We start from the raw sequence: 24,956 nt of genomic DNA on the forward strand, positions 1-24,956 counted from the left end.
CATACAAACGGGTCGCCTACCAGAGAAATCTCAACCCCCGGTCGGCCTCCCGACCGGGGGTTTTGTTTTTTCGGACCCCGAATTTTCAGCGACACACCAGACAAATTGAGGAATTGCCACATGAACTACGCCACTTATTACCGCTACGACACCTTTACCGCCTGGCGATTTAGCAGCCTCCGCTCGGGACAGCCTGCCGCCTCCGATCGGTCACCCACAGGTGGCAAGCCAACAAAAGTAGCCAATCCGGCCAACTGTCGAACACCCCAATAGGGCCGAGTCGGCGGGAAAGCCCCGCGACCAGCCCAGGAAAATCGAATATGAACTCGTCCGTTTCTGCTCTGCCACTGTCCACCCTGAACCCAGCCAACGAAGCATTGACTCTGCGCCTGCCCAGTTCGCTGCAACTCAAACAGCAATTGCCCCTGGCCAGCGCCTTGAGCCAGCAGGTCGCCAGTCACCGCCAGGCGATCCGCGCCATTCTCAACGGCGAAGACCCTCGCTTGCTGGTCGTCGTCGGCCCTTGCTCGATTCACGACCCGCAATCCGCCCTCGAATACGCAAGCAAGCTCGCCCGACTGGCCGATGACGTCCATCACGAGATGCTGCTGGTGATGCGCGCTTACGTCGAAAAACCCCGTACCACCGTCGGTTGGAAAGGCCTGGCTTACGATCCGCATCTCGATGGCAGTGATGACATGGCCGCCGGCCTGACACTGTCACGCGAGCTGATGCTGGAAATGATCCGCCTCGGCTTGCCTGTTGCCACCGAACTGCTGCAGCCCATGGCTGCCGGTTACTTCGATGACCTGCTCAGCTGGGTGGCCATCGGTGCGCGAACCACCGAGTCACAGATCCATCGCGAGATGGCCAGCGGGCTGGGCATGCCGGTTGGTTTCAAGAATGGCACCGATGGCGGCGTAGCCATCGCGGTCGACGCCATGCGCTCGGCCGCACATCCTCATCGTCATTTCGGAGTGGACAGCCAGGGACATCCCGCAATCATCGCGACCTCAGGCAATCCAGACACGCATCTGGTCTTGCGCGGCGGCCATCAAGGACCGAATTACGACTCCGCCAGTGTTGCCCGAATCCATACGGAACTGAGCCGCTTGAAGATTCCGGGCCGGATCATGGTCGACTGCAGTCATGCCAACAGTGGCAAAGACCCACTGCGACAGCCGGACGTTTTCAATGATGTGCTGAAGCAGCGCCTCCAGGGAGACCGCTCACTGGTCGGCATGATGATCGAGTCACATTTGTTCGAAGGGTGCCAACCGCTGAGTGAGTCGTTGCGCTACGGTGTCTCGGTAACGGATGGCTGCCTGGGTTTCTCTGCCACGGAACGTCTGCTGCTCAACGCTGCGGAGCGTCTTCGGAAACCGTCCCGGGCCTGAAAATGAAACCGGCCTTCCGGAGCGTGCATGCCCGGAAGGCCTCTGTATCAACCCTGCACGCGCAGCAGTGTCGTATCGGATACTTGACTGACATCATCCAGTCGCTCGACCGAAAAGGACACTCGAACAACCGTACCGACATGTTCGCGCCAGAAGCGATAGGGAACGATAAAGACCAGAGGCTCGATCTCCATTGCCCTGGTTATTTCCCGATCATCGTGATGGAAGAAATACTCGCCATCGCATTTGAGATAAACCAGCTCACCGACCTCCACCTGCGCATCGCTGATCACGACGCTGACGCCATCAATGGTATCGCGTACGTCCAGCGTCCCTTCCCGTGCTTCAAGCACTTGTGGTGCGGACAGCTCTTCGCGCACCAACGGAGCAATGATGATGTTCATGGAGCCCGATTCGCGCAACGCGCCGGTCTTTTGTTCGATGACATATCGAACAAGCACTTTGCTTCCAGAATGCGGGATGATGAATCGAGGATCGATACCAAACACCAGCGGTGCTCCAACAGCAAAAGGTTCGACGATCAAGCTGTCCCGGAATGAGGCATGCTCTGCAGCGCCTTGCCAGAGCAATGCCACTCGATCACCGGCCGACATCCCGGCATATGGCTGGAGAGTGATTGTGGTGCCTTCGTTTACACGTGCCGGATCAAGATGCCCGCCAACGGCCTCGTCAACCGTGGGGGGCAGCAAACTGTATAGAACGTCTCCCACATTCAGTTGAGTCCTGACTGAGCTGACGGGTAACCCCCACTTTACGCTGTTCAATGTCCAGAACACCTCCAGTGAACCACCGTCCAGTGCGGCGATGTGAGGGCTCCTGATGACAAATACAGTATCCCTCCCCAACTGAGCCTCGCTGATCGATCGCACAAACTCACGTCGATACGCAAGCCCCTCGATATCAAGACCGTGCCAACTCAGTGTCACTCTGTCACCGCATGCCATATCGGGATAGGGCGCAATCCGGATGACAACCCTGTTCAATGAAGGATCCAGAACATCTCCTTCCACCGATTCGAGGTTGAGTGCGGGTAACGAACCCGGCCGTTCCTGCAAGCAGGCGTGTAACGGTGAGTCGATCATCGTTATAACTTCAATATCGCTCTTAGCGGGTTCCCGTGCGTTCTGCATATTCATTCGTAGCTCCATTCCATGGAAATCCCCTGCAGCTTGCTTGCTGCGTCGAAGAACCTCTATTCAACCCGCCCTACAAGAAAAATGATGTCGTCCATCCATCCCGCGTAGCGGTAGCAACCGCATCACAGCAGGTAGGCAATAGCAGGGAAAAATCATTGGATGAGGCAAAAGATGTCCAGATATTCCGATCCGGATTTCAAATTTCAGGGACATTTCCTGCGCACGCTGATCCAGTTTCCGATTTCGGTTGAGGATGGGTCATACATCGAGAGCTCAACGACTGCTTTAAAGTGGTGCCTTGCAAATATCGATGAACTTCTGCGATCAAGGATGAAAAATGCGACAAAATACCACCACTCTTTATCCCATCCTCCTGGTGCACGGTTTGTTCGGATTCGAGCGCATCGGCCCTTTTGAGCTCTTCCACGACGTAAAAAAGGCTCTGCAGACCATTGGCGTACAGGTCTTCGTGCCGCACTTGTCAGCCATTCACGACAATGAGGTACGAGGCAGACAACTGCTTTGCCAGATCGACTCCGTGCTCAAAGGCACAGGTGCGGCCAAAGTCAACCTGATTGGCCATAGCCAGGGTGCACTGGCTGTTCGCTACGCAGCAGCGCTTGCCCCAAACAAGGTCGCATCCGTGACGTCGGTCAGCGGGCCGAATCACGGTTCGGAACTGGCGGATTTCCTGCGCAAGGCACTGATACCCGGAAAGCTGCCGGAAGCCGTGGCACAAAATGTGGCCACCGTGTTTTCCGACTTCCTGTGCTTGCTCAGCGGGACCACGGCGCTGCCGCAACATGCATTGGCCGCATTGAGTGCCCTGACGACCGAAGGTGTCGGCGACTTCAATGACAAGTACCCGCAAGGCCTGCCGCAGAGTTGGGGCGGGCAAGGCGCCGAACAGGTCAATGATGTGCGCTACTACTCCTGGAGTGGTGTCGTGCCGACAATAAACCTGCACAAACCCGATCCAGTGCAGGACATCTGCCGGGCCCTGTCGCAGTACTTCATGACCGAACCTTTGCAGAACGACGGTTTCGTCGGTCGCAACAGCTCTCATCTGGGCACCGTGATCCGATCCGACTATCCATTTGATCACTTGCGCAGCCTGGGTCGAACCGCAGGCGAGCAAGCCGGAGCAATCGATTCGATCCAGTTGTATGTCGAGCACGCCTTGCGTCTGCAGGCAGCTAACCTCTGAGAACGCATCCGACAACCAATCGGAACTTTGCCGAGAAATCGGCCACTGAATCCGGTAGGCTCCACCCTTTACTGATTTGATTGGAGATTTTCCCATGGCTAAAGCCACTGCCCGCCACATCCTGGTTTCCAGCGAAGACAAGTGCAACGAACTCAAGGCCCAGATCGAGGCCGGTGCAGATTTCGCAGAAGTTGCCAAGGCCAACTCCACTTGCCCATCCAGCCGCCAGGGCGGCGACCTGGGCTCCTTCGGCCCGGGCCAGATGGTCAAGGAGTTCGATACCGTGGTGTTCAGCGCACCGATCAACGTCGTTCAAGGCCCGGTCAAGACTCAATTCGGTTATCACCTGCTGGAAGTTACCAGCCGTCAGGACTGACCCCTCACCGTCCTGCTGTGCAACGGCCCGCCTGATGGCGGGCCGTTGTGTTTTGGTTACACCTCGCGGCTGGCGATCAGCACTGCGCTCGCGTACAAATTGCGCTTATCGTTCACCCGGCTTTAAGGCTGACAATGCGACTGGCTTTCTCCACCTTGATGTTCACCGCCGTGGCTCTGCTGATGGGCGCCACCGGGGTGAACGCTGCACCGCAACATGCATTGACCGTGTATGGCGAGCCGGCGAAGTACCCGGCAAATTTCAGCCATTTCGACTACACCAATCCCCACGCGCCAAAGGGCGGTACGATGCGCCGTTCGGCGATCGAGATCGGTCACTTCGACCATCTTCTGCCGTACATCGACAAAGGCATCGGCGTCACCCAGATCGACGGCCTGCTGTACTCCCCGCTGGCCCAGCGTTCAATGGACGAGCCCTACACCGTTTACGGACTGGTGGCGGAGAAAATGGAACGCTCCGAGGACGGTCTGTCCCTGCGCTTTTTCATCAACCCCAAGGCACGCTTCGCCGACGGCAAGCCGATTACTGCCGAAGACGTGCGCTACACCTACGAATTGCTGATGACCCAGGGCAGCCTGCGTTATCGCACTCAGTTCGCCGACGTCAAAGGCGTCGCAATAGAAGCGCCCCTGACCGTGCGTTTCGATTTCAAGAGCAACGAAAATCGAACCCTGCCACTGGACATCGCCACGTTGCCGGTCTTTCCCGAGCACTGGTGGAAGACCCGGGATTTCGCCGGAGGTGGCGGCTATGAACCACCGCTGGGCAGCGGTCCGTATCGGGTCGGCAAGGTCGATTCCGGACGCAGCATCACCTTTGAACGCAATCCCGACTGGTGGGGCAAGGACCTGCCGGTCAGCCGTGGTCTGTACAACTTCGATCACTTCAGCATCGAGTACTTCGGCGACACAGATGTCGCCCGCCAGGTCCTGCGCGGCGGTGCCTACGACTACAACCGTGAGTTCTCCGCCACTGGCTACTCCATCGGCTACGACAGCCCGGCCCTGAGCGACGGTCGTCTGCAGAAGGCTCATCTGGCCACCGAAGCGCCGCAGTCGGCCCAGGGTTTCGTGTTCAACCTGCAAAAGCCGATGTTCCAGGACCGCCGCGTACGCCAGGCCCTGGCCATGCTCTGGGATTTCGAATGGAGCAACCGGCAGATGATGCGCAACATGTACATCCGCCAGCAGAGTTATTTTTCCAACAGCGCCCTCGCGGCCAGTGAACTGCCGGACGCCGCCGAACTGAAGATCCTTGAACCGCTGCGCGGGCAAATCCCGGACGAGGTATTCACGAAGGTCTTCGAGGCGCCGAAAACCGACGGCAGCGGCCTGATCCGTGACAAGCAGCTGCAGGCACTGGAATTGCTGGAACAGGCGGGCTGGAAACCCGACGGCGACCAATTGGTCAATGCTCAGGGCGAGCCGTTGAGTTTCACCTTCCTGGTCAGCCAGAATGGCATGGACCGATTGCTGCTGCCCTACAAACGCACCTTGAAACAGATCGGCATCAATCTCGACATCCGCCGCATCGATTCCTCGCAATACGTCAATCGGCTGATGAGCCGCGACTACGACATGATCGTCACCGGTTACCCAGTCACCACGTCTCCCGGCGGTGAGTTGCTCAATTACTTCGGGTCCGCTTCGGCCAACGATCCCGGCGCCAACAATTACATGGTGCTGAAGAACCCGGCGGTCGATACCTTGATCAACGGCCTGATCCGTGCCTCGACCCAGACGGACATGCTGCACTACGCCCACGCGCTGGATCGCGTGCTGCAATGGAACTACTACTGGATTCCCAATTATTACCCGCCGGGCACCTCGACCGTGTGGTGGAACCGCTTCGGCATCCCGACCGTGCAGGCGAGCAATGACGAAGCGATCGAGAGCTGGTGGGAAATGAGCAGCACGCCGCTGACCAACCAGCAGATGACGGCCGAGAAGATCAGCCGTGGCAGACCCGGAGGGCCGCACTGATGTGGGCTTACATACTGCGGCGCCTGCTGCTGATCATCCCGACGCTGGTGATCATCCTGCTGGTGAACTTCGTGATCATCCAGGCCGCACCGGGTGGTCCGGTGGAACAGGCCATCGCCCACTTGCAAGGCATAGGCGGTGCCAGTGTCGGCGGCGGCGCGAGCGAGACCATGAGCGGCACTTCCCGCGCCAGCCGCGGCCTCGATCCGCAACTGATCAAGGACATCGAAAAACAGTACGGCTTCGACAAGCCCGCCCCTGAACGCCTGTGGCTGATGCTCAAGAATTACGCGCAGCTGGATTTCGGCAAGAGTTTCTTCCGCGGTGCCACGGTCACCGACCTGATCCTGCAAAAAATGCCGGTGACCATTTCCCTCGGGCTGTGGGCGACGCTGATCACCTATCTGGTGTCGATCCCGCTGGGCATTCGTAAAGCGGTGCACCACGGCAGTCATTTCGATATCTGGAGCAGTACGGCGATCATCATCGGTTACGCGATGCCGGCGTTTCTATTCGCGATGTTCCTGATTGTGGTGTTTGCCGGCGGCACGTCGCTGAACTGGTTTCCCGTGCGCGGACTCGTCTCGGACAACTTCGAATCACTGTCGACGCTGGGCAAGATTGCCGACTATTTCTGGCACCTTGTTTTACCAGTGACCGCATTGGTGATCGGTGGCTTCGCGACCCTGACCATCCTCACCAAGAACTCGTTCCTCAATGAAATCACCCGTCAGTACGTGGTCACCGCTCGCGCCAAAGGCCTGAGCGAACGTCGGGTGCTGTACGGTCATGTGTTCCGAAACGCAATGCTGCTGGTGGTATCGGGTATTCCCCAGGCGTTCATCAGCGTGTTTTTCGCCGGTTCGTTGCTGATCGAAGTGATTTTCTCCCTCGACGGCCTCGGGCGAATGAGCTACGAAGCGGCGGTCTCGCGCGACTACCCGGTCGTGTTCGGCTCGCTGTTCATCTTCACCCTGTTCGGCCTCCTGATAAAACTGATCGGCGACCTGTGCTACACGCTGGTCGACCCACGCATCGACTTCGCCGCGAGGAACGCCTGATGTTCAAGCTCTCGCCTCTGGGCCGTCGCCGCTTCGAACGTTTCAAGAAAAACCGTCGGGGCTGGTGGTCGCTGTGGCTGTTCATTGGTCTGTTCGTGATCAGCCTCGGTGGCGAACTGATCGCCAACGACAAACCCTTGGTCGTCAGCTATCAGGGTCAATGGTATTTCCCGGTGTTCAAGCGCCACACTGAACAGGAGTTCGGCGGCCAACTGCCCTTCCAGGCCGATTACCGCAGCGACTATGTCCAGAACCTGATCCACAAGGACGGTGGCTGGCTGCTGTTTCCGCCGATCCCGTTCAGTGACGACACACCGAATTACGACCTCAACAAACCGGCGCCAAGCCCACCGACTTCGGTCAACTGGCTGGGCACCGACGATCAGGCGCGGGACGTGCTGGCACGGGTGATTTTCGGTGCGCGGGTGTCGATCCTGTTCGCCCTGATGCTGACCTTTGTCAGCGCCCTGATCGGCATCGCGGCCGGCGCCCTGCAAGGCTATTACGGCGGCTGGATCGACTTGCTCGGTCAGCGTCTGCTCGAAGTCTGGTCGGGACTGCCGGTGCTGTATCTGTTGATCATTCTTTCGGGTTTTGTCGAACCGAACTTCTGGTGGCTGCTGGGGATCATGGCACTGTTTTCCTGGCTCGCGCTGGTGGACGTGGTACGGGCCGAGTTCCTGCGCGGGCGCAACCTCGAATACGTCAAGGCTGCGCGGGCATTGGGCCTGACCGACCGCAAGGTGATCTTCCGGCACATCCTGCCCAACGCAATGAATGCCACGTTGAGTTACCTGCCGTTCATTCTCACCGGGGCGATTTCCACCCTGACGGCGCTGGATTTCCTGGGTTTCGGCATGCCCGCCGGCAGCGCATCGCTGGGCGAGTTGATCGGCCAGGGCAAACAGAACCTGCAAGCACCATGGCTGGGATTGACCGCATTCTTCACCCTCGCGCTGATTCTGTCCTTGCTGGTATTCATCGGCGAAGCGTTGCGCGATGCCTTTGACCCGCGCTCATGAACGGATACTTGACATGACTGACAACCTGATCGAAATCCGTGACCTCAGCGTCGCCTTCAATGGCCAGACCGTGGTGCGCAACCTGTGTCTCGACATCCGCCCCGGCGAGTGTCTGGCACTGGTCGGCGAGTCAGGGTCGGGCAAGTCGGTGACAGCCCACTCGATCCTGCAACTGCTCCCCGACAGCGAAGCCGCCACCACCGGCAGTATTCGCTATCGCGGCCAGGAGCTGGTGGGAGCTGATCCCAAGACCTTGCGCGACTTGCGGGGCAACCGCATCGCCATGATCTTCCAGGAGCCGATGACTTCACTCAATCCGCTGCACACCATCGAAAAGCAGATCGGCGAAACCCTCCTGCTGCACCGAGGTCTCGGCGGCAAAGAGGCCCGGAAACGCATTCTCGAACTGCTCGAACTGGTGGGTATCCAGAAGCCGGAAGAACGGTTGAAGGCCTACCCCCATCAATTGTCCGGCGGCCAGCGACAGCGGATCATGATCGCCATGGCCCTGGCCTGCGAACCGGAACTGTTGATCGCCGACGAACCGACCACGGCCCTCGACGTCACCGTGCAGCGCAAGATCCTGGTGCTGCTCAAATCCCTGCAACAACGCCTTGGCATGGCGCTGCTGCTCATCAGCCACGACCTCAATCTGGTGCGCAGCATCGCCCAGCGGGTGTGCGTGATGAAGGCCGGGGAAATCGTCGAGCAGGCGCCATGCGAAACTTTGTTCACCGAGCCTAAACACCCGTACAGCTGCGTGTTGCTCAACGCTGAGCCCGAAGGCGAAGCCTTGCCCCGGGACGAGCGTGAAAATGTGCTGGAAGTTGAAGATCTGCGGGTCGACTTCGCGGTCGGCGGCGGTCTGTTCCAACGCAAACAATTGCTGCGCGCCGTGGATGGCATCAGCTTGAATATCCAGCGAGGCAAGACTCTGGGCATCGTCGGCGAGTCCGGCTCGGGCAAGTCGACACTGGGCCAGGCCATCCTGCGCCTGCTCGATTCCGAAGGCAGCATCCGCTTTCAGGGCCAGTCTCTCGATGGCCTCAATCAAAAACAATTGCGCCCGTGGCGTCGACAGATGCAGGTCGTCTTTCAGGATCCATTCGGCAGCCTCAGCCCGCGCATGTCCGTGGCGCAGATCATCAGCGAAGGGCTGGAGGTGCATTGCAAGTCAACGGCTGAGGAGTGCGATGACCAGGTGATCCGTGTGCTCAGGGAAGTCGGCCTCGACCCCGAAAGCCGTCATCGCTACCCCCACGAGTTTTCCGGCGGCCAGCGTCAGCGCATTGCGATTGCCCGGGCGCTGGTACTCAAACCGGCGCTGATCCTGCTCGACGAGCCGACCTCGGCACTGGATCGCACCGTGCAGAAACAGGTCGTCGCCCTGCTCCGCCAGCTTCAGGAAAAACACGGCCTGACCTACCTGTTCATCAGCCACGATCTGGCAGTGGTGCGGGCGCTGGCCCACGACATGATCGTGATCAAGGACGGCAAAGTGGTCGAACGCGGCGCCAGCCATGAGGTGTTCGACTCGCCGCAGCATCCCTATACCAAAGAGCTGTTGGCGGCGGCGCATCCAGGATAGGCATAATCGCGCCACCTGACTTCCGCCAATGGACGCCGCCATGAACACCACTGACAGCCTCAAGGATTACCAACGGGTCCGCACCCTGGCGATCCGTTCGTTGTTCGAGATCATCGAGCAATCCAGTGAGGGCACGGTGATTGTCGACCGCGACGCCAACATCGTCTGGATGAATGAGCGCTATGCGCGGCGCTTCGGGCTCGACTCCGCCGCCGGGGCCATCGGCAAGCCTTGCGAAAGCGTGATCCCCGGCAGTCTGCTGCGTGAAGTGGTGCGCACCGGGCGACCGATTCTGCTGGACATGCAGGACACGCCAAAAGAACCGCTGGTGGTGATGCGCCTGCCGATCCACGACGACGCTGGAGCGGTGATCGGCGCCATCGGCTTCGCCCTGTTCGACGAACTGCGCACGCTGTCGCCGATGCTCAAGCGCTACCTGAGCATGCAGGAAGAACTGGCTTCGACCCGTTCGCTGCTGCGCGCCCGGCAGACCAAATACAACTTTGCCCACTTCATCGGCACCAGTGCTGCGAGTCTGGAGGTCAAACGCCGTGCCCGGCGCAGCGCCAGTGCCGAGTCGCCGGTTCTGTTGCTGGGCGAGACGGGCAGCGGCAAGGAGTTGCTGGCGCAGGCCATCCACGGCGCTTCGCCTCGGGCCCACAAGGCGTTCGTCAGCATTAACAGCGCGGCGATTCCCGAAGCACTGCTCGAAGCCGAATTCTTCGGCACCGCGCCCGGTGCCTTCACCGGCGCCGACCGCAAGGGTCGAACCGGGAAGTTGCAGATCGCTCAGGGCGGCACGTTGTTTCTCGACGAGATCGGCGATATGCCGCTGCCTCTGCAAAGCAAATTGCTGCGGGTGTTGCAGGAAAAGGAATTCGAGCCTGTAGGCTCCAACGACGTGATCCAGAGCGATGTGCGGGTGATTGCCGCCACCTCGACGGATCTGGAGGCGGCGATCAAGCGTGGCGAGTTCCGCGCGGATTTGTATTACCGCCTCAACGTGCTGCCGATTCAGGTACCGCCTCTGCGAGAGCGGCTGGATGATCTGCCGGCGCTCAGTGAAGCGATTCTCGAAGAGTTGCGCAGCCAGCATGAACTCAACCACGAAGCACTGGAGCTGCTGGGTCGGCATGCCTGGCCGGGAAATATCCGTGAGTTGCGCAATGTGCTGGAGCGTGCGGCATTGCTCAGTGATGACTTGATGCTGACGGCGGATGACATTCGTGCAGCGATTGGCACGTTTACACCGGTTGATCGAACGGTGGCGCCTCTGTCAGCGCCGGCAATCAACGAGACCTTCAGTCAGGCTCGCGAGCGGTTTGACCGGCAATTGATTCAATCCACCCTCGCGCAATGCGGGGGCAAGGTGATCGAGGCGGCTGAGCGGCTCGGGCTAGGACGCTCCACGCTATACAAGAAGATGATTGCGCTGGGGATTGCCGAGTCTCAATAGAGAGACAGCATTCTCCAAATCAAGACTGCAGCAAAAACTTCGCGAGCAAGCCCGCTCCCACAGAGGAATGCGTTCAACTGTGGGAGCGGGCTTGCCCGCGAAAGCGTCCTCTCAGTCATAGAAGTCTCCAAACCGAGACAAAACCCTAAAAATCGCCGCCACAAATCAAACTAATTCCTTTTATTTCAATAACTTAATCATCTGGCACAGTTCTCGCTAAAGCCCCTTCCTGCACCTGTTCCACCCACAAAAATAACAATCGAAGGAGCACACCATGAGTGTGATCATCGCCTTGGCAGCCCTCGCGCTGCTGATGCTCGCGGCCTACCGTGGCTACAGCGTTATCCTCTTTGCCCCGATCGCCGCCCTCGGCGCCGTCCTGCTCACCGACCCGTCCGCCGTCGCCCCTGCCTTCACCGGGGTGTTCATGGAGAAGATGGTCGGTTTCATCAAACTGTATTTCCCGGTCTTCCTGCTTGGCGCCGTGTTCGGCAAGTTGATCGAGCTCTCGGGTTTCTCCCGCTCGATTGTTGCCGCAGCGATTCGTCTCCTCGGCACGCGCCAGGCGATGCTGGTGATCGTGCTGGTCTGCGCCCTGCTGACCTACGGCGGCGTGTCGCTGTTCGTGGTGGTGTTTGCGGTGTATCCGTTCGCTGCAGAGATGTTCCGCCAGAGCAACATCCCCAAGCGCCTGATTCCCGCGACCATCGCCCTCGGCGCGTTTTCGTTCACCATGGACGCCCTGCCCGGCACGCCGCAGATCCAGAACATCATCCCCAGCACCTTTTTCAACACCACCGCGTGGGCGGCGCCGTGGCTGGGTGTGATCGGCACGATTTTCGTGTTCTGCGCCGGCATGCTGTTCCTCCAGCGCCAACGCAACAAGGCCCAGCGCGCCGGCGAAGGCTATGGCACCGAACTGCGCAACGAACCGGAAACCGCCGAAGACCTGAAACTGCCCAACCCGTGGATCGCCCTCTCACCGCTGCTGGCGGTGGGCATCATGAACCTGTTGTTTACCCAGTGGATTCCGCAGTGGTACGGCAAGACCCACAGCCTCGCGCTACCCGGCATGGCTGCACCGGTTACCACTGAAATCGCCAAACTCACGGCGATCTGGGCGGTGCAGGCTGCTTTGCTGGTGGGCATCCTGATGGTGCTGGCATTCGGTTTCAAGGCGATCAAAAGCAAGCTCGCCGAGGGCAGCAAAAGTGCAGTCAGCGGCGCATTACTGGCAGCGATGAACACCGCGTCCGAATACGGTTTCGGTGCGGTCATTGCCTCATTGCCGGGTTTTCTGGTGCTGGCTGACTGGCTCAAGAGCATTCCCAATCCGCTGGTCAACGAAGCGGTCACCGTGACCCTGCTGGCCGGTATCACCGGCTCCGCCTCGGGGGGCATGAGCATCGCGCTCGCGGCGATGTCCGAACAATTCATCAGCGCCGCCCACGCCGCCAACATTCCGCTGGAAGTGCTGCACCGGGTGGCCGCCATGGCCAGCGGCGGCATGGACACCCTGCCGCACAACGGCGCGGTGATTACCCTGCTCGCTGTCACCGGCCTGACCCATCGTGAGGCCTACAAGGACATTTTCTGTATTACGCTGATCAAGACACTGGCAGTTTTCGTGGTGATCGGCACTTTCTACGCCACCGGCATTGTGTGAGGTATTGATGACGACTCTTTCTGGCAAGACCGCACTGGTCACCGGCTCCACCAGCGGTATAGGGCTGGGCATCGCCCTGACGCTGGCCAAGGCCGGCGCCAACCTGATCCTCAACGGCTTTGGCGATGCGTCGAAGGTGATCGCCGAAGTCGAACAGTTCGGCGGCAAGGTCGGCCATCACCCGGCAGACGTCAGCGACCCGGCGCAGATCGCCGACATGATCGCCTACGCCGAACGCGAATTCGGTGGCGTGGACATTCTGGTCAACAACGCAGGCATCCAGCATGTCGCAGCGGTTGAAGAGTTCCCTGTGGAGCGCTGGGACTCGATCATCGCCATCAACCTCTCGTCTGTGTTTCACAGCACTCGCCTGAGCCTGCCGGGCATGCGTGCCAAGGGCTGGGGGCGGATCGTCAACATCGCCTCGGTACACGGTCTGGTCGGCTCCACCGGCAAGGCGGCGTATGTGGCGGCCAAGCATGGGGTGATCGGCCTGACCAAAGTGGTCGGCCTGGAAACCGCCGCCAGCAACGTCACCTGCAACGCGATCTGCCCGGGCTGGGTGCTGACGCCGCTGGTGCAGAAACAGATCGACGATCGCGCGGCCAAGGGTGTCGACCCGCAACAGGCGCAGCACGATCTGCTGGCCGAGAAACAGCCATCGCTGGAATTCGTCACACCGGCGCATCTGGGTGAACTGGTGCTGTTTCTGTGCAGCGAGGCCGGCAGCCAGGTACGAGGCGCCGCGTGGAACATCGATGGCGGATGGCTGGCGCAGTAAGCTTGCAACTGATTGCTCCCACTTTGCGGTGGGAGCTTTCTGACAAACAATAAGAGGCAAACCATGTCCGACATCCTCTGGCAACCCGATGCCAAACGCATTGCCCGGTCCCGCATGGACGGTTTTCGGCGCTTCATCAATCAGCGCCATCATCTGCACCTCGACGACTACCCCGCCCTGCATCAATGGTCCATCGACCAGCGTGAAGCGTTCTGGCAGGCGATCGTCGATTTCTTCGGTATCTGTTTTCACACCCAACCCGACGCGGTCCTGCGCGAAGGCCTGAAGATGCCAGGTGCCGAGTGGTTTCCCGGCGCCACCCTGAATTTTGCCGAACACCTGCTGAGCCGCCGCGACGATGCCATCGCCGTGATCGCTATCGGGGAAAACGGCCAGCGTGAACTGCTGACCTGGGCCGAACTGGCCCAGCAAGTCGCCGGCTTCCAGGCCAGCCTGCAAGCGGCCGGCGTCGTGCTCGGCGACCGGGTTGCGGCCTGTATGCCCAACACTTGGCAAACCCTGGTGGCGATGCTCGCCACCACCAGCCTCGGAGCGATCTGGTCATGCTCCTCACCGGACTTCGGCACACACGGCGTGATCGACCGCTTCGGCCAGATCGAACCGAAGGTGCTCATCACCTGCGCCGGTTACCGTTACGCCGGCAAAGAGATCGACCAGACCGTCAAGATCAACGAAATCCTCGAACAACTACCGTCCTTGCAACAGCTGGTCATCGTGCCTTACGCACGTCCTCACGCCCATGCCACGGATTACCGGACACCCGCCAACGTCACGCTGTGGGACGACTTCTACGAACCGGGCGATGAACCGCAGTTCGTCCCGGTGCCCTTCGATCATCCGCTGTACGTGCTGTATTCCAGCGGCACCACCGGCGTGCCGAAATGCATCGTTCACAGCACCGGCGGCGTGTTGCTGCAACACGCCAAGGAACACGGGCTGCATGTCGACCTGGGCCCCGGCGACCGCTTGTTCTACTACACCACCTGCGGCTGGATGATGTGGAACTGGCTGGTCTCGGCACTGGCGGTCGGCAGCGCGGTGGTGCTGTATGACGGTTCACCGTTTTACCCGGACAACGAGCGGTTGCTGGAGCTGCTCGACGACGAGCAGGTCAGCGTATTCGGCACCAGCCCGAAATTCCTTGCGACCCTGGAAAGCAGCGGCATCAAACCGCGTGAAAGCCATGACTTTAGCAGCCTGAAAACCTTGCTCTGTACCGGTTCCGCGCTGTCGCCGCAGAGTTATGACTTCGTCTATCGCGACTTCAAACCAGACGTTTGCCTGTCCTCGATGTCCGGCGGCACGGACATCGTGTCCTGCTTCGTCAACGGCAACCCGATGTCCGCAGTCCGCCGGGGCGAAATCATGGGCAAGAGCCTGGGCATGGCGGTCGAGGTGTGGAACGACGCCGGGCAATCGGTGATTGGCGAAAAAGGCGAGCTGGTGTGCACCCGGCCATTTCCCGCCATGCCTGTCGGACTCTGGAACGATCCCGACGGCGAAAAGTTGCGCAAATCCTATTTCAGCCAGTTCCCCGGCGTCTGGGCCCAGGGTGACTATGCCGAGCAACTGCCCCACGGCGGAATGCTGATCCACGGCCGCTCCGATGCTGTGCTCAATCCCGGCGGCGTGCGCATCGGCACAGCGGAAATCTACCGCCAGGTGGAAAAAGTCCCGCAAGTGCTGGACAGCGTTGCCATCGGCCAGCAGTGGCAGGACGACGTCCGGGTGGTGCTGTTCGTGCGCCTCAAGGACGGCGTAACGCTGGACGAGGCACTGCAACAGCAGATCCGCCAGGTGATCCGCGCCAACACCACACCGCGCCATGTACCGGCGAAGATTGTCGCGGTCACCGATATTCCGCGCACCATCAGCGGCAAAGTGGTGGAGCTGGCCGTACGCAATGTGGTGCACGGCGAGCCGGTGAAAAACACCGATGCGCTGGCCAATCCGCAAGCGCTTGAGCAGTTTCGCAATCGGGTCGAACTTCGCGACTGAAGCCTGTCAGTCCATCAGTCCCCACTCGCCGGTCGATGGCGGTGGGGACGGCATGGTGTCGGCATGCAGCTTCAGGCGCAGGCGCAGGTTATTCACCGAATCTGCGTTTTTCAGGGCTTCGTCTTCATCGATCACCCCTTCTGCTACCAGCGCGAACAGTGCAGCGTCAAAGGTCTGCATGCCCAGTTCCGCCGATTTTTCCATGATGGTTTTCAGCTCGCCAAAGTCATTGCGCCGGATCAGGTCGGCAATCGTCGGCGTACCGAGCATCACCTCGGCGGCGGCCCGTCGCTGACCGTCCCGGGTTCGCACCAGACGCTGGGAGACGAACGCCTTGAGGTGGTTGCCCAAGGCATGCAGCAATTGCGGCCGACGCTCTTCGGGGAAGAAATTGATGATCCGGTCCAGCGCCTGATTGGCGTTGTTGGCGTGCAACGTCGACAACACCAGATGCCCGGTTTCGGCGAAGGCCAGCGCATGCTCCATGGTCTCGCGATCACGGATCTCCCCAATCAGCACCACGTCTGGTGCCTGGCGCAGAGTGTTCTTGAGCGCAGCGTGAAAGCTGCGGGTATCGACCCCGACTTCTCGCTGGTTGATGATCGATTTTTTGTGGCGATGGATGTATTCCACCGGATCCTCGATGGTGATGATGTGCCCGCTGCTGTGGCGATTACGATGGTCGATCAGCGCCGCCAGCGACGTGGACTTTCCCGAGTCGGTGGCGCCGACGAACAGGATCAGGCCTTGCTTGAGCATCACCGATTCGAGCAATACCGACGGTAGCTTCAGGTCTTCGAACCGGGGAATGTCGAGTTTGACGTTGCGGATCACGATCGAAACGTCGTTGCGCTGCTTGAAGATGTTGACCCGAAAGCGGCCGATCCCGGTACGGGAAATCGCCAGGTTCATTTCCAGATCCCGGTCGAACTCCCGGCGCTGCTCGGCGTCCATCAGGGAAGCGGCTACAGTCGCCACTTCGCCTGGCTTGAACGGATGTTCGCTCAGGGGCATCAGCACGCCGTCAAACCGCGCACTCGGCGGTGCGCCCGTGGACAGGAACAGATCCGAACCGTGACGGCTCGCCAATTGTTTGAGCAATGCGTCGATTTCCATGGCCAAAAGCACCTGCGAAGCTTTCAATGAACTTAAGACCGTGCGTCGTGACGCGACGGGCCTTACAGCGTCTACCGCACTAGGATAGTAGACGCCGCCTCACCGACCGACGCCCAGGATTGATGTGATGAACGCTGTACCGAACACCAACGACGCCCAGACCTTGATCGCCCGAACCGACTGGAACCGCAGTCCGCTCGGCAGCGCCGATACCTGGCCGCAGAGCCTGCGCACCGCGGTGGATATCGTGATTCACTCGCCGATGCCAATGCTGCTGTTGTGGGGCCCGCAGCTCACCCAGATCTACAACAACGGCTTCGCGGTGCTGGCCGGCAACAAGCATCCGCACGCTTTCGGACAGCCGGCGCACCAGATATGGCCGGAACTTCGAGACTTTACCGACCCGATTTACAGCGCCGTCCTACAAGGCCAGGTACGAACCTACAGCGAACGCCGCTTCACCCTGCAACGGGACGGCAAGGATTCCGATTTCTGGCTCGACTTGACCTACAGCCCGATCCGCGATGAAAGCGCGCAAGTGGCCGGGATTCTGGTTACCGCCATCGAAACCAACGAACGCCGACGCATCGCACTGGAACTCAAGCAGCGTTCCGAAGAAAGCCTCAAGGCGCAAAAACAGACCGAAGAACGGCTGCAACTGGCACTGGCGGCTACCGACGCGGTTGGCACCTGGGACTGGGATATCGGCCAGGACCGTTTCATCGCCGACGCGCATTTTGCCCAATCGCATGGTGTCGATCCGGCAATGGCCAGTCAGTTGCCGATCAGTGAATACCTGCAAGGCGTGCACCCTGAAGACCGCGCACTGATCGCCCGCAGCATCAAACACTGCATCACCCATGGCACCGAATACGCCGAGGAATATCGCCTGCTGCAAGCCGATGGCGAAGTGCGCTGGGTGTTCGCCCGGGGACGCTGCTACAAGGATCATCACGGACGGCCGATGCGTTTCCTCGGCGCGGCGCTGGACCTGACCGAGCGCAAGCACACCGAGCAGGCGCTGCGACAGAGCCAGACCGAGCTGCAACTGATCATCAACGCCATGCCGATCCTGATAAGCTACGTCGACCACGAAGAACGCTTTCGCCTGAACAACGCCGCCTACCTGGACTGGTACGGGCTGACCCCGCAGGAGCTGTACGGTCGCACGATCCGCGAAGTGATCGGCGAAGAGGCCTATTTCCTGCGGGCGCCGTACATCGCCGAAGCCCTGGCCGGCCGCTCCTGCTCGTTCAGCCTGTACACCCCACACCGCGACGGCAGCCAGCGCCATGCCCTGATGAATTACCTGCCGCGTCACGGCGCGGACGGCGCGGTAAACGGTTTCTATATCTTCGTGATCGACGAGACCGAACGTAAAAAGACCGAAGAAGCCCTGCGCAATCTCAATGAAACCCTTGAGGAGCGCGTGAGTGCACGCACCGAGCAACTGGCCCAGGCCAACCAGCGTTTGCAGAACGAAATGTTCGAACGCGAACGCGCCGAAGATGCCTTGCGCCACGCGCAGAAAATGGAAGCGGTCGGCCAGCTCACCGGCGGCATCGCCCATGACTTCAACAACATGCTGACCGGGATCATCGGCAGCCTCGACCTGATGCAGCGCTACATCGCCAGTGGCCGCGCCGATGAGATCGGCCGCTTCACCGACGCAGCCGTGTCCTCGGCCAACCGCGCAGCGGCGCTGACCCACCGCCTGCTGGCGTTCTCCCGGCGTCAGTCGCTGGATCGCAAGACCCTCGACGTCAACGAGTTGATCCACTCGCTGGAAGACCTGATCCGCCGCACCAAAGGTGATCCGATCGAGCTCAGGTTGCGCCTGGCCGACAACGTCTGGCCGGTCAGCACCGATGTCAGCCAACTGGAAAACGCCCTGCTCAACCTGGTGATCAACGCCCGCGATGCCATGCCCGACGGCGGCGAACTGCTGATCGAAACGGCCAACGTCTACCTCGACGGCAACGACATCACCACCCTCGAACCGGTCAAGGCCGGGGATTACCTGATGCTCGCGGTGAGCGACAACGGCACCGGCATGACGCCCTCGGTACGTTCCAAGGCGTTCGATCCGTTCTTCACCACCAAACCGATCGGCCAGGGCACCGGGCTCGGGTTGTCGATGATTTACGGCTTTGCCCAGCAATCGGGTGGGCACGTCAGCCTCGACAGCCTGCCGGGTCAGGGCACCTGCGTGCGCCTTTACCTGCCCCGTTTGTATGCACTGGAACCGGAGCGGCCAGTCATCGAAACGGTCACCGAGACCCCGGCTGTCGCAACCGGCGAAACCGTGGTGGTGGTCGAGGACGATCCGGCGGTGCGCATGCTGGTCATGGACCTGCTCAAGGAGCTGGGTTATCGCGCCCATGAAGCCGAAGACGCCAAGGGTGCCTTGCCATTGCTCGAATCCGACCTGCGGGTTGACCTGCTGGTGACGGATGTCGGTCTGCCGGGCATGAACGGCCGGCAATTGGCGGAGATCGCCCGTCAGCATCGTCCGGGGCTCAAAGTGTTGTTCATGACCGGTTACGCGCAGAAAGCCGCCGAGCGTCAGGGCTTCCTCGAGGACGGCATGGACATGGTAGCCAAGCCGTTTTCCATCGAGCAACTGGCCGGCAAGATCCGCACGATGCTCAGCCAAACCCCGTGACTTGAGGCATAATCCGCGCCCCGCCGTCACCCCGCTACAGGTATTGCACGATGAAAGCCCAAGCCCGCCACATTCTGGTCAAGACTGCCGATGAGGCTGAAAAACTCAAACAACGCATCGCCAACGGTGAAGCGTTCGATGTGCTGGCGAAGAAATTTTCCACCTGCCCGTCCGGCAAGCGCGGCGGCGATCTGGGTGAAGTGCGGCCAGGGCAGATGGTCGGCGCGATCGACGCGGTGATCTTCAAGAAACCGCTGCGCACGGTGCACGGGCCGATCAAGAGCAAGTTCGGCTATCACTTGGTGCAGGTGTTTTACCGCGACTGAAGGTCTGGCTTGCCCGCGGACCGATTGCGCAGCAATCGGCCATCCGCCACTTATCTCGGGATCAGCGCTCCAGGCACTTGAATCACCTGGCTCGCTAACAGATGCCCGGCCTGCGCCGCTTCTATCGGGCTCCCCCCAAGCAAGCGACTCGCCAGATAAGCCGCACTGAACGAATCCCCCGCCGCCGTGGTGTCCACTACCTTCTCGACCTTCTGTGCCGGCACTTCGAACGCTTCCCCGTCACAACGGATCAGACAGGCTTCGGCACCACGCTTGAGCACCACTTCCGGCGTACCGATCTGCGCGTACGCTGCAAACACCGCATCACAGTCCTCGAAATGGAACAGCGCCTGCTCGTCGTCCACCGTCAGCAACGCCAGATCGACATGGGGCAACACGCTGCGATACGCCGCTCGCGCCACCTCCACTGAAGCCCACAAGCGTGGCCGATAGTTGTTGTCGAAAACGATCCGCGCGTCACGCTGGCGGGCTTGGATCAAGGTCTCGATCAGTCTCTCCCGACCCTGAACGCCGAGCACCGCCAGCGTGATACCGCTGAAATACAGCACGTCGTAATCCGGCAGCGCCGCCAGAATCGGCGCGGCCGCCGGCGTGGTGAAGCAGTCGCGCACAGCGGCTTCGTTACGCCAGTAAAGGAAGCGACGCTCCCCGGCAGCATCGGTCTGGATGCAATACAGGCCCGGCAGGCGACCGGGCAAGCGCTGAACCAGATCCAGGCCAATGTTTTCATCGACCCAACTGCGGCACATGGCGTCACTGAAGCTGTCGTCGCCCAGCGCAGTCACGTAATCGACCTGCGCCTTGTCGCCCATGGCGCGGGCCAGATAGACCGCCGTGTTCAGCGTGTCACCGCCGAAGCTCTGTTGCAGACTGCCATCGGCACGTTGCTGGAGTTCGATCATGCATTCGCCGATCAGAGCGATGCGCGGGGTGTTCGGACCCAAGGCACTGAGCATGTTCATCAGAAACAGGTTTCCATGGTTTCGATCACCGACAGTTGTTCATCCACCAGCAGCCCAACGCGCCACTTGTCAAAGGTCAGGCACGGGTGCGAAGTGCCGAAGGAAATAATGTCGCCGACGCGCAATTCCACGCCCGGTGCCACGGTCATGAACGCGTGCTGGTCCATCACCGCCGTCACCTTGCAGGCGCCGACATCGTCGCCCACTGCTGGCAGCACGCCGGTCTTGTAACGCAGCAAGGGCACCGGCATCCCGGCATCGAACGCCACGTCACGCTTGCCCAGGGCAATCACCGCAAAGCCCGGCTCCGGCAGCGACTGCACGTGGGCCCAGACTTCCAGCGCCGGGCGCAGGCCTTCGTGCAGGTCGCTGCGACGGTCGAGCACGCAGCACTGCGCCTCTTTATAGATGCCATGGTCGTGAGCCACATAACTGCCTGGGCGCAACACGCTGAGGAAACGACCGCCCGCGTTTTGCGCTTCGAACGATTCGGCGATCAGGTCGTACCACGCCGAACCCGATGCGGTGATGATCGGTTTGGCGATGGCGAACGCGCCGCTGTCCTGCAACTGCACCGCCAGTCGCACCAAAGAGGCCGCAAATTCACGGATACCGCTGACCGCATGATCGCCGTGGATCACGCCTTCGTAACCTTCGATGCCGGTCAGGGCCAGCGCCGGTTGCGCGCCGATGGCCTTGGCCAGTTCGATGACTTCCTGTTCGCTGCGGCAACCGCAACGGCCACCGACCACGCCGTACTCGATCATCACGTTCAGCCGCACGCCACGGGACGCAAAGTAAGCGCCCAGATCGGCGACGTTGTCCGGGTGATCGACCATGCAATAGAAATCGAAGCCCGAATCGGCCGCCAGCAGATCGGCAATCAACGCCATGTTCGACGTGCCGACCAGTTGGTTGGCCATCAGCACCCGGCGTACGCCGTGAGCGTAAGCGGCGCGGGTCTGGGTGGCGCTGGCCAGGGTGATGCCCCAGGCGCCGGCGTCGAGCTGACGACGAAACAGCGCCGGGGTCATGCTGGTCTTGCCGTGGGGCGCGAGTTCGGCGCCGCTGTCGCTGACGAATTTCTGCATCCAGCGGATGTTGTGCTCCAGCGCTTCGCGGTGCAGCACCAGCGCCGGCAGGCTGATGTCACGCACCAGTTGTGCGCCGAGGGCGGCATCGCCCTTTTCCACGGCAGCAGTGTTGTTGGCAGTCGTCATGGTCGAACTCTCCTCACAGTCGCGCCCGCAGGCAGGCGCGGTTATTCGTTGATTCGCCGGGCGAGGCTGTTGGCGCTCTCGATCAAGACCCGGCGATAGTCGTTGTAATGGGTCTTGGCATCGGCGCGCGGGGCGACGATGCACAGGGTGCAGATGGCAACGCCTTGAGGGTCTTTGACCGGGGCGGCGAAGCAATGGGTGAAGGTGTCGGCGACACTGTCGAAGGAGAAGAAACCGTCGATGCCGGCCTGACGGATTTCCGCCAGAAACGTTTCCATCGGCAGGCGTTCGCCACCGGGCAGGATGAAGTCGTCGGGGTCGATCAGGTCGCTGATCTGCTGATCGCTCAAGTGCGCCAGCAGCAGACGTCCGGAGGCGGTCCACGGGATCGGCGCGTTTTCGCCGATATCGGAAGAAATGCGGAAATGCCGCTCGCCCTCCTTCATCAGCGCCACCGTGTATTTGCGCCCGTTGAGCAGGCACATTTGCGCGGTTTCCCGGGTCTGGCTGACGATCTCCTGCAAGGCGTGATCGGCCTCGCGACTGAGGTCGAAATGACGCAAATGCGCCTGGCCAAGGAAGTACAGCTGACGACCGAGATAGACGTGACCGTCCTTGCCCACCGGTTCCAGAATTCGTCGTTCGAGCAACGAGGCCACCAGTTCGTAGACCGTGGATTTCGGGCTGCCGATACCGTTGGCGATATCGTTCGGACGCAGTGGCTGGCCGATTTCCTTGAGGAAATCGAGGATATCGAACGCCCGGTCCAGACCGCGTGCCCGGCGCTTGATGGTGTCTTCGGTCATTTCTGTGGTTCCCATAAAAGATGCCGGGATGGTAACTGGCCCTTGGCGTTGTGTCAGTTGGATCGCAGCCCTCACCCCCCGCCCTCTCCCGGAGGGAGAGGGCGCCTGGCCGCATCGCTGCATGACTAGCTGACAAACGATGGACTCTGCATCGATAGAGATCAGTCCCCTCTCCTGGGGGAGAGGGCTAGGGTGAGGGGGCTACGGCCTCAGCAACGCCACATCTCTCAAGCCTTTTTCTTGTACGCAATGCAGTCGATCTCGACCTTGCAGTCGACCATCATGCTCGCCTGCACACAGGCCCTGGCCGGCGCGTGTTCAGGCTTGAAGTACTCGCCGAAGACCTTGTTGAAACTGCTGAAATCCCGCGGATCGTCCAACCACACGCCGGCGCGTACCACGTCTTCCAGGCCATAACCGGCCTCTTCGAGAATCGCGATCAGGTTCTTCATGGTCTGGTGGGTCTGCTCGACGATACCGCCCACAATGATCTCGCCATCCACCGCCGGCACCTGCCCGGAAACATGCAGCCAGCCATCGGCCTCGACAGCGCGGGCGAATGGGCGCGGCTGGCCGCCAGCGGCGGTGCTGCCGGTGCCGTAACGAGTAATGCTCATGGGTGTTTCTCCTGATTGAAAAAGTGAAAAGTCAGAACCGCGTGCTTTTGAGAAATTCTGCCAGCCGCGGCGATTGCGGACGCTCGAACAGTTCCTTGGGAGGCCCCTGCTCTTCGATGCGCCCCTGATTCATGAAAACGATCTTGTCCGAGACCTCGAAGGCAAAACGCATTTCGTGGGTCACCAGCAACATGGTCATGCCGTCCTCGGCCAGGCCCTTGATCACATTCAGCACCTCGCCGACCAGCTCCGGGTCGAGGGCCGAGGTGACTTCGTCGAACAGCATCAGGCTCGGGTTCATCGCAATCGCCCGGGCAATCGCCACGCGCTGCTGCTGACCGCCGGACAACTGCCCGGGAAAGTGATTGCGCCGCTCCAGCAGGCCGACCCGCTCCAGCCATTTCTCGGCCAGGACCACGGCTTCGTCCTTGTGCATCTTTTTGACTTTCAGCAGGCCGAGCGTGACGTTTTGCAACGCGGTGAGGTGCGGGAACAGGTTGAATTGCTGGAACGCCATGCCGGTCATCGCACGATGACGGGCGATGACTTTTTCCGGGTGGCGCACGCGCTTGCCGTTGAGTTCGTCATAGCCGATGGATTCGCCGTCGAGCAGGATCTGCCCGCCCTGGAACTCCTCGAGCATGTTCACGCAGCGCAGCAGCGTGGTCTTGCCCGAGCCGCTGGAGCCGATCAATGTCACCACGTTGCCGCGCTGCATGCTCAGATCGACGCCCTTGAGCACTTCGACCGCGCCGTATTGTTTATGGAGGCCACGGATGTCCAGCAAGGGCTGAGCGTTCTGGACGTTGGAAACTTGAGCTTGAGTCATGGCAGGGCCACCCGCTTTTCAATGTGCCGGCCGAGTAATTCGATGCCGTAGTTGATGACGAAGAACAGAAAACCGGCGAACAGGTAAAACTCCAGGGTCATGAACGTCCGGGCGATGATCTGCTGGGTGCTGAGCAACAGCTCGGCCACGCCGATCACCGACAGCAAGGTCGAAGCCTTGACGATTTCCGTGGACGAGTTGACCCAGGTCGGCAGGATCTGCCGCAGCGCCTGAGGCAACAGCACGTAACCGAGGGACTGATAGAACGTCAGGCCGATGGCCTTGCTGGCTTCCATCTGCCCGCGTGGCAACGCCTGCAATGCGCCGCGCACAATCTCGGCGACGTGGGAGCCGCAAAACAGCGTCAGACCCAAGGCACCCGCCTGAAATGCGCTGATCTGCCAACCGAGCGCCGGCGCCATGTAGAAGCAGGCCAGCACCAGCACGAACACCGGGGTGCCGCGAATCAGGTCGACGTAAAAGCGGAACGGGGCGCGCATCCAGAACTTGCCGTAGGTCAGTACGAGACCGGCAAACACACCGATGACCGTGCCGAACAGGATGGCCAGCGCCGACACCTGCACGCTGGTCAGAAAGCCTTGCCACAAGGCTTCGCGGGCAATCCACAACTCATGCAACCAACTGGGGGATTCGTACATCG

At 60.6% G+C, this 24,956-nt stretch carries 21 protein-coding genes; 13 read left to right on the top strand and 8 right to left on the bottom strand.

Annotation, left to right across the window (positions count from 1 at the left end):
• The first annotated feature begins 320 nt into the window (after positions 1–320).
• Positions 321–1,397, top strand: coding sequence for a 3-deoxy-7-phosphoheptulonate synthase (locus J5M72_RS13720; protein ID WP_207865820.1), 1,077 nt, complete (start codon positions 321–323; stop codon positions 1,395–1,397).
• A gap of 47 nt (positions 1,398–1,444) precedes the next feature.
• Here J5M72_RS13720 and J5M72_RS13725 read toward each other — a convergent pair whose 3' ends face one another.
• Positions 1,445–2,554: a hypothetical protein gene (locus tag J5M72_RS13725; RefSeq protein WP_243433320.1), complete on the bottom strand. Its 1,110-nt coding sequence runs from the start codon at positions 2,552–2,554 to the stop codon at positions 1,445–1,447.
• Positions 2,555–2,891: 337 nt separating this feature from the next.
• On the opposite strand from J5M72_RS13725, the gene J5M72_RS13730 reads away from it, so the two are divergent.
• The 10 genes from J5M72_RS13730 (at position 2,892) to J5M72_RS13775 (ending at position 15,733) form a co-directional block, all read left to right on the top strand.
• The gene (locus tag J5M72_RS13730) at positions 2,892–3,761 is read left to right on the top strand and encodes a triacylglycerol lipase (RefSeq protein WP_207865822.1); all 870 of its coding nucleotides are present in this window, start codon (positions 2,892–2,894) and stop codon (positions 3,759–3,761) included.
• 94 nt (positions 3,762–3,855) lie between these two features.
• Complete coding sequence (locus J5M72_RS13735) at positions 3,856–4,137, top strand: peptidylprolyl isomerase (RefSeq protein WP_041478733.1); 282 nt, start codon at positions 3,856–3,858, stop codon at positions 4,135–4,137.
• 134 nt (positions 4,138–4,271) lie between these two features.
• Complete coding sequence (locus J5M72_RS13740; protein WP_169430578.1) at positions 4,272–6,140, top strand: extracellular solute-binding protein; 1,869 nt, start codon at positions 4,272–4,274, stop codon at positions 6,138–6,140.
• Positions 6,140–7,201 carry a microcin C ABC transporter permease YejB gene (locus J5M72_RS13745; RefSeq protein ID WP_207865824.1) on the top strand — a complete coding sequence of 354 codons (1,062 nt, stop codon included), beginning with the start codon at positions 6,140–6,142 and terminating at the stop codon, positions 7,199–7,201. The genes J5M72_RS13740 and J5M72_RS13745 overlap by 1 nt, the downstream gene beginning before the upstream one ends.
• Complete coding sequence (locus tag J5M72_RS13750; RefSeq protein ID WP_207865825.1) at positions 7,201–8,223, top strand: ABC transporter permease; 1,023 nt, start codon at positions 7,201–7,203, stop codon at positions 8,221–8,223. The genes J5M72_RS13745 and J5M72_RS13750 overlap by 1 nt, the downstream gene beginning before the upstream one ends.
• Positions 8,224–8,236: 13 nt before the next feature.
• A complete protein-coding gene (locus tag J5M72_RS13755) occupies positions 8,237–9,811 on the top strand; it encodes an ABC transporter ATP-binding protein (protein WP_207865827.1) in 1,575 nt (524 codons plus the stop codon).
• A gap of 40 nt (positions 9,812–9,851) precedes the next feature.
• Positions 9,852–11,267 carry a sigma 54-interacting transcriptional regulator gene (locus J5M72_RS13760; RefSeq protein ID WP_207865828.1) on the top strand — a complete coding sequence of 472 codons (1,416 nt, stop codon included), beginning with the start codon at positions 9,852–9,854 and terminating at the stop codon, positions 11,265–11,267.
• A 274-nt stretch (positions 11,268–11,541) separates the two neighbouring features.
• A complete protein-coding gene (locus tag J5M72_RS13765; protein ID WP_207865830.1) occupies positions 11,542–12,933 on the top strand; it encodes a GntP family permease in 1,392 nt (463 codons plus the stop codon).
• 7 nt (positions 12,934–12,940) lie between these two features.
• Positions 12,941–13,714 carry a 3-hydroxybutyrate dehydrogenase gene (gene hbdH / locus J5M72_RS13770; protein WP_007952053.1) on the top strand — a complete coding sequence of 258 codons (774 nt, stop codon included), beginning with the start codon at positions 12,941–12,943 and terminating at the stop codon, positions 13,712–13,714.
• A 63-nt stretch (positions 13,715–13,777) separates the two neighbouring features.
• On the top strand, positions 13,778–15,733 hold the full coding sequence (locus J5M72_RS13775) for an acetoacetate--CoA ligase (RefSeq protein WP_207865831.1): 1,956 nt from the start codon (positions 13,778–13,780) through the stop codon (positions 15,731–15,733).
• 6 nt (positions 15,734–15,739) lie between these two features.
• Here J5M72_RS13775 and J5M72_RS13780 read toward each other — a convergent pair whose 3' ends face one another.
• Positions 15,740–16,849, bottom strand: a complete 1,110-nt coding sequence (locus J5M72_RS13780) for a PilT/PilU family type 4a pilus ATPase (RefSeq protein WP_169430585.1) — start codon at positions 16,847–16,849, stop codon at positions 15,740–15,742.
• A 127-nt stretch (positions 16,850–16,976) separates the two neighbouring features.
• On the opposite strand from J5M72_RS13780, the gene J5M72_RS13785 reads away from it, so the two are divergent.
• Together J5M72_RS13785 and J5M72_RS13790 are read left to right on the top strand one after the other, a co-directional pair.
• Positions 16,977–19,514, top strand: a complete 2,538-nt coding sequence (locus J5M72_RS13785; RefSeq protein WP_207865833.1) for a PAS domain-containing protein — start codon at positions 16,977–16,979, stop codon at positions 19,512–19,514.
• Between the two features lie 50 nt (positions 19,515–19,564).
• A complete protein-coding gene (locus J5M72_RS13790) occupies positions 19,565–19,840 on the top strand; it encodes a peptidylprolyl isomerase (RefSeq protein ID WP_169430587.1) in 276 nt (91 codons plus the stop codon).
• A 50-nt stretch (positions 19,841–19,890) separates the two neighbouring features.
• Here J5M72_RS13790 and J5M72_RS13795 read toward each other — a convergent pair whose 3' ends face one another.
• From J5M72_RS13795 to J5M72_RS13820, 6 genes are all read right to left on the bottom strand, one after another.
• Complete coding sequence (locus tag J5M72_RS13795; RefSeq protein WP_207865834.1) at positions 19,891–20,823, bottom strand: sugar kinase; 933 nt, start codon at positions 20,821–20,823, stop codon at positions 19,891–19,893.
• Positions 20,823–22,043: an amino acid deaminase gene (locus tag J5M72_RS13800; RefSeq protein WP_207865835.1), complete on the bottom strand. Its 1,221-nt coding sequence runs from the start codon at positions 22,041–22,043 to the stop codon at positions 20,823–20,825. Before J5M72_RS13800 ends, J5M72_RS13795 begins: the two co-directional genes overlap by 1 nt.
• A gap of 41 nt (positions 22,044–22,084) precedes the next feature.
• The gene (locus J5M72_RS13805; protein ID WP_192565011.1) at positions 22,085–22,849 is read right to left on the bottom strand and encodes an IclR family transcriptional regulator; all 765 of its coding nucleotides are present in this window, start codon (positions 22,847–22,849) and stop codon (positions 22,085–22,087) included.
• Between the two features lie 227 nt (positions 22,850–23,076).
• Positions 23,077–23,466 carry a RidA family protein gene (locus tag J5M72_RS13810; RefSeq protein WP_007912330.1) on the bottom strand — a complete coding sequence of 130 codons (390 nt, stop codon included), beginning with the start codon at positions 23,464–23,466 and terminating at the stop codon, positions 23,077–23,079.
• A gap of 31 nt (positions 23,467–23,497) precedes the next feature.
• Positions 23,498–24,295, bottom strand: coding sequence for an amino acid ABC transporter ATP-binding protein (locus J5M72_RS13815; RefSeq protein WP_134020291.1), 798 nt, complete (start codon positions 24,293–24,295; stop codon positions 23,498–23,500).
• Positions 24,292–24,954 carry an amino acid ABC transporter permease gene (locus tag J5M72_RS13820; RefSeq protein ID WP_065260531.1) on the bottom strand — a complete coding sequence of 221 codons (663 nt, stop codon included), beginning with the start codon at positions 24,952–24,954 and terminating at the stop codon, positions 24,292–24,294. The genes J5M72_RS13815 and J5M72_RS13820 overlap by 4 nt, the downstream gene beginning before the upstream one ends.
• Positions 24,955–24,956: the final 2 nt, after the last annotated feature.

Origin of the sequence: Pseudomonas sp. 58(2021) (assembly GCF_017491585.1) — a bacterium.
Lineage (GTDB): Bacteria > Pseudomonadota > Gammaproteobacteria > Pseudomonadales > Pseudomonadaceae > Aquipseudomonas > Aquipseudomonas fluorescens_BT.

Excerpts from the sequence above, each read along its gene's own strand:
- J5M72_RS13810 (WP_007912330.1), bottom strand. The coding sequence starts at position 23,466 with ATGAGCATTACTCGTTACGGCACCGGCAGCACCGCCGCTGGCGGCCAG.
- J5M72_RS13775 (WP_207865831.1), top strand. The coding sequence starts at position 13,778 with ATGTCCGACATCCTCTGGCAACCCGATGCCAAACGCATTGCCCGGTCC.
- J5M72_RS13800 (WP_207865835.1), bottom strand. The coding sequence starts at position 22,043 with ATGACGACTGCCAACAACACTGCTGCCGTGGAAAAGGGCGATGCCGCC.
- J5M72_RS13760 (WP_207865828.1), top strand. The coding sequence starts at position 9,852 with ATGAACACCACTGACAGCCTCAAGGATTACCAACGGGTCCGCACCCTG.
- J5M72_RS13795 (WP_207865834.1), bottom strand. The coding sequence starts at position 20,823 with ATGAACATGCTCAGTGCCTTGGGTCCGAACACCCCGCGCATCGCTCTG.
- J5M72_RS13730 (WP_207865822.1), top strand. The coding sequence starts at position 2,892 with ATGCGACAAAATACCACCACTCTTTATCCCATCCTCCTGGTGCACGGT.
- J5M72_RS13790 (WP_169430587.1), top strand. The coding sequence starts at position 19,565 with ATGAAAGCCCAAGCCCGCCACATTCTGGTCAAGACTGCCGATGAGGCT.
- J5M72_RS13740 (WP_169430578.1), top strand. The coding sequence starts at position 4,272 with ATGCGACTGGCTTTCTCCACCTTGATGTTCACCGCCGTGGCTCTGCTG.
- J5M72_RS13745 (WP_207865824.1), top strand. The coding sequence starts at position 6,140 with ATGTGGGCTTACATACTGCGGCGCCTGCTGCTGATCATCCCGACGCTG.
- J5M72_RS13755 (WP_207865827.1), top strand. The coding sequence starts at position 8,237 with ATGACTGACAACCTGATCGAAATCCGTGACCTCAGCGTCGCCTTCAAT.
- J5M72_RS13725 (WP_243433320.1), bottom strand. The coding sequence starts at position 2,554 with ATGAATATGCAGAACGCACGGGAACCCGCTAAGAGCGATATTGAAGTT.
- J5M72_RS13750 (WP_207865825.1), top strand. The coding sequence starts at position 7,201 with ATGTTCAAGCTCTCGCCTCTGGGCCGTCGCCGCTTCGAACGTTTCAAG.
- hbdH (WP_007952053.1), top strand. The coding sequence starts at position 12,941 with ATGACGACTCTTTCTGGCAAGACCGCACTGGTCACCGGCTCCACCAGC.
- J5M72_RS13805 (WP_192565011.1), bottom strand. The coding sequence starts at position 22,849 with ATGACCGAAGACACCATCAAGCGCCGGGCACGCGGTCTGGACCGGGCG.
- J5M72_RS13815 (WP_134020291.1), bottom strand. The coding sequence starts at position 24,295 with ATGACTCAAGCTCAAGTTTCCAACGTCCAGAACGCTCAGCCCTTGCTG.
- J5M72_RS13720 (WP_207865820.1), top strand. The coding sequence starts at position 321 with ATGAACTCGTCCGTTTCTGCTCTGCCACTGTCCACCCTGAACCCAGCC.
- J5M72_RS13735 (WP_041478733.1), top strand. The coding sequence starts at position 3,856 with ATGGCTAAAGCCACTGCCCGCCACATCCTGGTTTCCAGCGAAGACAAG.
- J5M72_RS13780 (WP_169430585.1), bottom strand. The coding sequence starts at position 16,849 with ATGGAAATCGACGCATTGCTCAAACAATTGGCGAGCCGTCACGGTTCG.
- J5M72_RS13820 (WP_065260531.1), bottom strand. The coding sequence starts at position 24,954 with ATGTACGAATCCCCCAGTTGGTTGCATGAGTTGTGGATTGCCCGCGAA.
- J5M72_RS13765 (WP_207865830.1), top strand. The coding sequence starts at position 11,542 with ATGAGTGTGATCATCGCCTTGGCAGCCCTCGCGCTGCTGATGCTCGCG.
- J5M72_RS13785 (WP_207865833.1), top strand. The coding sequence starts at position 16,977 with ATGAACGCTGTACCGAACACCAACGACGCCCAGACCTTGATCGCCCGA.